The organism is Flaviflagellibacter deserti (genome assembly GCF_042652085.1).
Classification (GTDB): Bacteria; Pseudomonadota; Alphaproteobacteria; order Rhizobiales; family Methylopilaceae; genus Flaviflagellibacter; species Flaviflagellibacter deserti.
The window spans coordinates 333,964-340,391 of sequence record NZ_JBHSJF010000008.1 but is presented as its reverse complement, the minus strand read 5'-3'; the positions used below and the strand labels follow the sequence as shown (position 1 = coordinate 340,391).

The following is a 6,428-nucleotide window of genomic DNA, read 5'->3' as shown; positions in this document are numbered from 1 at the left end:
ACGAGGCCTGGAAGGTCCGGGTCAGCTCGTCGAGGCGCTGGGCGCGCTTCATCTTCGCCTGGTTCTCGATCTCGGCGAGTTCGCCCAGACGCCGCGCCTCGATCGCATTGTCCTTGAACACCTGCAGCGCCCGGGCCAGAGCGCCGACCTCGTCGCCGCGCTCGGTGCCGGTCACATCGACCGCCAGATCGCCCGAGGCCAGACGGCTCATCGATCCCGTCATCTCCCCGATCGGCTTCACGACACCCTTCAACGCAATCAGCACCAGCAATCCAACGCCAAGAAGAAGGCCGGCGATACCCGACGCGATCAATATGGTCGACGCAGTCGAGGCGAGCGCCGCAGCGTCCTCACGCGCGGTCTCCATGTCCTTCGCCATGATGTCGACGCGCTTGCCGATGGCATCGGCCGCCTTGGCGCGGGCGATGCGCCCTTCGCCGGTGGACACTTTCTCAGCGGAAGCGATATCGCCCTTCATGCTGAAGTCGATGCTCTTGTCGGCGGCGTCGAAATATTTCTCGACGAGATTCTTAAGGTCCCTGTTCGCTGCGATCCGCTCGGGCGTCGAGGCCAGCTCGATCAGCCGGTCGGCGTTTTTCAGGGCCTCCTCCTTCGCCTCTTCGTAGCGCTCCTTATAGGTCTCGATCTCCCTCGGATCGTCCGCGAGCATCATGTTCTTTTCCTGGATCGTCGCGTCGTTGACGGAGGCTTCCATCTGCTGCGCCGCCGACCGGCGGGCCGCCGTATCGTTGACGATCGACTGGGTGTTGTCCGCGAGCTGGTCCAGCTCGATGCTGGCGAGACAGATGAGACCGATGACCACCGCGACGACGATCCCTGTCGGGACGAGGAGTTTCGTCAGCACTTTCAAATTCTTGAACGACATGGTCGGCCCCCAAGCAAGTTGGGCGGCCGCCACTGGCCAGCCCATGGGAGCAGATTGGTCAACCTATGGTTAACACGAGGTTACTACTAAGGTCCTGGTCGCAATGATCGGGAGGTAAAACCAAAGCCTGATCACAACATCGGTGGTTAATGGCCGTCCGCGCAACGGGGCCATCGCCGTACACCAAAGCATTCGTAGAAATGCCGCAGCGATGACACGTGAATTCATCGCCTCAATTATCAACAAAAAAGCCCGTGCCGAACGACCGGCACGGGCTGTTCACGCGCTATAAGCTCGTGATCACGACAGATACGGCAACACTTCCAGCGCTCCGCGATACATCATGTCCAGCGCGACGTAGAGGATGACCGCGAGACCGACATAAGCGATCCAGCGGTGCTTCTGCAGGATGTTCGCGACCAAAGTCGCCGCGAAGCCCATCAGCGCGATCGACAGAGCAAGGCCGAACACCAGGATGATCGGATGCTCGCGCGCCGCGCCGGCGACGGCCAGGACGTTGTCGAGCGACATCGAGACGTCGGCCACGATGATCTGCGTCACGGCCTGGCGGAAAGTCTTCGTCGGAGCGGCGGTTGCACTGACAGACGCCGCGATCGTTCCGTCGGCATTCACCTGGACATTGCCGAGATCGTCGACAGCGGCCACTTCGTGGTGGTGAGGCGTCCGGAGCTCGCGCCACATCTTCCAGCTGACCCACAGCAGCAATAGGCCACCCGCAAGAAGCAGGCCGACGACCTGGAGAAGCTGCGTGGTCATCAGCGCGAAGATGATGCGTAGCGCGGTTGCGGCGCCAATACCGACAAGGATGACCTTGCCGCGCTGTTCAAGCGGCAGGCCCGCTGCCGCGAGACCGATGACGATCGCGTTGTCGCCCGCCAGCACCAGGTCGATCATGATGACCTGCAGCAGAGCGGACATGCCCTCCGCCGAGAACACCTCGGCGAAAGCGTGTGCGGAGAACATTTCCATCAAACCCAGACTCCCTTCACCTCAAAAATGGTGACGAGACGGGTCCGCCGATCGGGCCGGCCGGCACGAGCCTCACGCAGCACTTCCCGAGGAATCGGGGGAGGCTGCGCGAGCGGCGGACTATCGTCCGTCGATGCTCCAGTCCGACATCGCAGCTCGGTTGAGCTGCCAGCGGGGCCCGGTCTGGCGTTAAGTCCTCACTGCCCGGAGGCAGCGAGGGTGTGCGTAAGATCCAATACGTACTGGTGGTCACCCAGCACGCCGGCCGCGAAGCCGAGGAAAACGCAGGTGCTTGCCACGTCCCATACGGTGACCCGGCCTGACATCTGCCTGTCGCCGTGAAGCCATGCGTAGAGGGCGATGCCCGCGCCGGCCATCAGGGACACGATCGCAAAGGTCGGAACGACGAGTCCGGCCGGCAGAAGCACGGCGAGCATGAGAAAGACCGCCAATGCACTGGCGATCATCACTGCTGCGAGCGTTTCCCAATTGGCGGGCTTGTCGCCCGTCTGCGGCCATTGGCCGTCATGGTAAGCCATTGAACATCCTTGACGTAGAGCGACCGCCCCACCTCCGTGGACCTCACGGAAAAAGGACGTTCGACGCGCCATGCGTTCGATGGTGTGATTTTACGGTGGGGTCTGCCCGGGCGATATTCGCAACAATTCTGCGGAATATTTTCAGCAGTGCTGGTACCGCAGTATTATTACGGTTACGGTTCCAGGCGGCCCAGCCGGATTGCCTGCCGGACCAGGACCGCCACGCTTTCCGCCTGCATCTTTTCCATGATCGCGGCGCGATAGCTTTCGACCGTACGGGCGCTGATCTCCAGCTTCGCGCCGATCGCCTGGCTCGTATAGCCGGCCGCCACGAGGTCAAAGATCTCGGTCTGCCGCGGTGTCAGGCGCGCGAAGCGCGCGGCGAGGCCTTCATGCGCGGTCTGGGTCAACTTGGACTCCGAGGCGCGGGTCAGGCTGCGGTTGATCGCGCCGACGAGTTCCGCGTCATCGACCGGCTTCTCGATGAAATCCTCCGCCCCGGCCTTGATACCCTCGACGGCCATCGGCACGTCGGCGTGACCCGAGATCAGGATGACCGGCAGGCCGAAGCCGCGCCGCGCCTGCTCGCGCACGAACTGAATGCCGTCCGTACCCGGCATGCGCACGTCGCAGACGACGCAGCCCGGTCGGATCGGATCATATCCGGCGAGGAAGCGATCAGCGGAATCGAAGGTCTCCACGGTGAAGCCGAACACGCTCAGCATCTCGCCGAGCGCCTTGCGCACCGTTTCCTGGTCGTCGATGACGAAGATTGTTGGTGTGGTCATGGGTCCGTTCGCGGAGGAGTAAGCGGAACTGTGAAGCGGAACTCGGTACTGCCAGCTTCATGAGAATGAAGCCAGACCCGGCCGCCATGCACCTCGGTGATCGAGACGCAGATCGGCAGGCCGAGGCCAAGCCCGTGAGTTTTCGAACTGACGAGCGGATCGAATAGCCGCTCGGCCTCGTCATCGGTCATTCCCGGGCCGTTGTCGTGCACGGAAAATTCGATGCGAGCGGGGTCGCCGATCAGGCGCGCGCTGACGCGCACCTTGCCCTTGCGACCCCGCTCGCCCGAAATCGAATCGACGGCGTTGCGTACCAAGTTGAGCAGAACCTGCTGCAATTGCACACGGTCTCCCATCACCGGCGGCAGGTCGGCGGGAGCCTCGAAGGAGAGGCTGACATGCTTTTGCGTGGCATCGGCGCGGATCAGTGTCAGCGCATCCTCGACCATGGGCCGGACCTGCACCGTGTTGAATTGCAGGCGGCCGCGGCGGAGGAAGTCGCGCATCCGGCGGACGATTTCGCCGGCATGGTCGATCTGCGCCACGACCTTCGAAATGTTGTCTCGGACGCGCCCGAGATCCGGTTCGTCGCGGCTGACCAGATGACTGGCTGACCGGGCGAAGGCGCGCGCCGCGGTCATAGGCTGGTTGATCTCGTGCGCCAGCGCCGTGGTCATGCCGCTGACGAGATGGAAGCGCGCGGCCTGTGCGGCCTCGACCTCCAGGTCGCGAAGCCGAGCCTCGGCCCTGCGGGCGCGAACATTGGCGTTGTGGCGTTCGGAAACCACCGCGCCGACCGTGAGACCGGTCGTCGTCAGCACGCCCATCAGGAGTTGGAATTCGGTGAAGGCCGAAGCGGGAATGCCGGCGCCGTGAAGCAGGCCGACCAGTGCGAACTGCGTGAACGCCAGCGCCGCCGATGCGCCGTCCAGCCCGAAACGGATGGCAGTGACCACGACCGGCAGGAAGAGAATGTAGAAGAACCGCGCCCCCTGGTCGAAGCCTATGACGTGAACGACCGCAAGGCTGCCGCCGAGAAGCAATGCATGCAATGCGATTTCCGGACGCGGCGTGGCCGGATGGAACGGGACGTCGCCAAGGTGGATCAGCCGCATGGTCAAAGGCGCGAGAACGGCTATGCCGATCAGATCGCCGAGAACGAGCGGTATCGTCGCGACGTTGACGTCTGCCCAGTCGAGCTTGGCGTCCATAACGAGTAGCGTCGGCAGCAGCAGCGCGATGAAGACGACGGCCGTCATGCCGGCGAAGAGGACGATGGCAAGGTCGCGAAGACGCGAGATCGCCGGATCGAATGTCAGGTTGCGGCGGCAAAGGTCGGCAACACCGCCGTATGCGAGCGCAATGATCGCTGCAATCCCGAACACCACCGGCCAGGCGAGTCTCGTCTGCAGGACGAGGACTTCGGAGACGATGACGCCGACGAACAGGACCGAGGCGTAGAAGGCGCCGCGCGCCATGATCAGGCCGAAGACGACGCCGAGCCCGGGGTTCCAGGGGGTAACCGGCAGCCCCTTATATTCGTGGATGAAGCTGATCCATTCGAGCGCGACATAGGCCGTGAGGCTTCCAACCCACAGCGCCACCTTTCTCGAACCGTTCTGCAACGCCGGCAACGTCACTCCCTGACTTTGCCACACGCATAGCAGGTGTTTCCCGGAAAGCAGAAGCGTTTCCGGATAACCCGTTAATCGCGCTGGCTGACGGAGGCGGAGCGCTCGGACTTCTTCTTTTTGTTGTCGCCAAAGCGCTGGAGCCTGATTCCCACCTGATTGTCGGAGCCGTCGAAGACGGGGGTCAGCGTGTCCTTGAAGCTCGGAATGGTCTTTTCGGCGGCGATGCCGCTGAGCGCATAGGGCTCCTGCGGGATACCGATCATGTTCCGGTCGAAGTCCTGATTGGAATTCATGTCCTGATAGCCGTTGAAGCCGTAGGAGCCTTCGGGCAGGCCCTCGAAGATGAATGTCTGGCTTTCGGCGAGCGCGTCGGCCTCGCCGGTCAGCGGGCAGCCCTTCCGGGAGAGTTCGGTGTTGCAGACACCCACCTTGACCTGGCCCTTGCCCGGCTCGATTCCGCTGATGGTGACGACGACGTCCGCGGCGTGCGCGGATGAGAAGAGCGAAACGGCAAGGATTGCGGCGAGCGGCAACTTCATGTTGGCCTCCGGACTACGAAACCGTCCCATCAAACAGGATGTCGCTTGCCCGAGGCTGTCGCCGAAACAGCGGGCGGACCGTTCCGCCCGCGTCGAAAATCAATTGCTGATCAGCATGTAGCCCATATAGCGCTTGCTATCGATCGGATCGAAACCGAGCCGGCCGCGAAGCTTCTTGCGGAGCTTGGAGATGTGGCTCTCGACCACGCTCTCCTCGACCTCGTCGTTGCAGAAGCCATAGACGAAGTTGAAGATTTTTTCCTTGGTCAGCCGCTTGTTCTGGTTCTTGACCATGTATTCGAGGATACGGCGTTCGCGGCGCGGCAGGACGAAGACCTCGCCATTCACCTCCGGGTCACGACCGTCGAAATAGACACGCATGTCGCCGATCATGCTGCACTCGTCCGAGACCGGCGTGGCGCGGCGCTGGATCGCTCCTGCCCGGGCGATGATCTCCCGGACATGGACCGGCTGACGGACCACGTCATCCACGCCGACAGCAAACAGGCCGAGCGTCATTTCCAGGTTCGGCATGTCGTTGAGCGCGATCAATGGCGCATCGCATCTGTCGCGGATCAACCGCGGGAAGCTCTGGCGGTCTTCGCAATTGCCGAGGAGAAAACCCTCGACCGCGCCGATGTCCGTATCGGGAGCGGCTCCCATCCAGTCCTTGAACTCCGGAGCGCGGAAGCCGATGGAAGAAATACCTTCGCGCTCAAAACCGGATGTGTATCCAGCAGTAACGATCTCACGATCATCTATGATGATAAACATTCCCAGTTCCCCAATGTTTGGGGTCCCGCGAAGGACCCCCAGCCCATGGAGAGACTATTGTGGCGAACTGAGCACGGTCAACGATAGATCGTGTATTCGTTGCCCATAAGTGGAAGCTTGTTTATCTATCAGAAAATCTTGGAAGACCAATTTATTGGATAGGAGTCTAGCTTATACGACACAAATTTATTTAAAATGCCGATCTTTCTGAGATCGCATTCACAAAAGCTTCATAATTCTCGGGCGTACACCCGAAACATCTAAAGCCAGATTAGCGA

7 protein-coding genes are annotated in these 6,428 nt (G+C 61.8%); all 7 read right to left on the bottom strand.

Features of this window, described 5'->3' with window-relative positions; genetic code table 11:
* Positions 1–886: MCP four helix bundle domain-containing protein (locus tag ACFPFW_RS17345; protein ID WP_379771698.1), on the bottom strand; the 886-nt coding region annotated here is incomplete at its 3' end.
* Positions 887–1,186: 300 nt separating this feature from the next.
* Entirely contained in the window at positions 1,187–1,876 is a 690-nt protein-coding gene (locus tag ACFPFW_RS17340; RefSeq protein WP_379771696.1) for a TerC family protein, read from the bottom strand.
* Positions 1,877–2,073: 197 nt separating this feature from the next.
* Positions 2,074–2,415: an LPXTG cell wall anchor domain-containing protein gene (locus ACFPFW_RS17335; protein ID WP_114956212.1), complete on the bottom strand. Its 342-nt coding sequence runs from the start codon at positions 2,413–2,415 to the stop codon at positions 2,074–2,076.
* A gap of 173 nt (positions 2,416–2,588) precedes the next feature.
* Positions 2,589–3,203 (bottom strand): response regulator transcription factor, encoded by a 615-nt coding sequence (locus ACFPFW_RS17330; RefSeq protein WP_114956213.1) that lies wholly within the window; start codon positions 3,201–3,203, stop codon positions 2,589–2,591.
* Positions 3,200–4,807: an ATP-binding protein gene (locus ACFPFW_RS17325; protein WP_162799613.1), complete on the bottom strand. Its 1,608-nt coding sequence runs from the start codon at positions 4,805–4,807 to the stop codon at positions 3,200–3,202. Before ACFPFW_RS17325 ends, ACFPFW_RS17330 begins: the two co-directional genes overlap by 4 nt.
* 101 nt (positions 4,808–4,908) lie before the next feature.
* Positions 4,909–5,376, bottom strand: a complete 468-nt coding sequence (locus ACFPFW_RS17320; RefSeq protein WP_162799614.1) for a DUF2141 domain-containing protein — start codon at positions 5,374–5,376, stop codon at positions 4,909–4,911.
* 99 nt (positions 5,377–5,475) lie between these two features.
* Positions 5,476–6,150: a response regulator transcription factor gene (locus ACFPFW_RS17315; RefSeq protein ID WP_114956216.1), complete on the bottom strand. Its 675-nt coding sequence runs from the start codon at positions 6,148–6,150 to the stop codon at positions 5,476–5,478.
* Positions 6,151–6,428 lie beyond the last annotated feature (278 nt).

Bases quoted from the DNA above. Each gene is read 5' to 3' on its own strand.
- ACFPFW_RS17340 (WP_379771696.1), bottom strand. From the start codon at position 1,876: ATGGAAATGTTCTCCGCACACGCTTTCGCCGAGGTGTTCTCGGCGGAG.
- ACFPFW_RS17335 (WP_114956212.1), bottom strand. From the start codon at position 2,415: ATGGCTTACCATGACGGCCAATGGCCGCAGACGGGCGACAAGCCCGCC.
- ACFPFW_RS17330 (WP_114956213.1), bottom strand. From the start codon at position 3,203: ATGACCACACCAACAATCTTCGTCATCGACGACCAGGAAACGGTGCGC.
- ACFPFW_RS17320 (WP_162799614.1), bottom strand. From the start codon at position 5,376: ATGAAGTTGCCGCTCGCCGCAATCCTTGCCGTTTCGCTCTTCTCATCC.
- ACFPFW_RS17315 (WP_114956216.1), bottom strand. From the start codon at position 6,150: ATGTTTATCATCATAGATGATCGTGAGATCGTTACTGCTGGATACACA.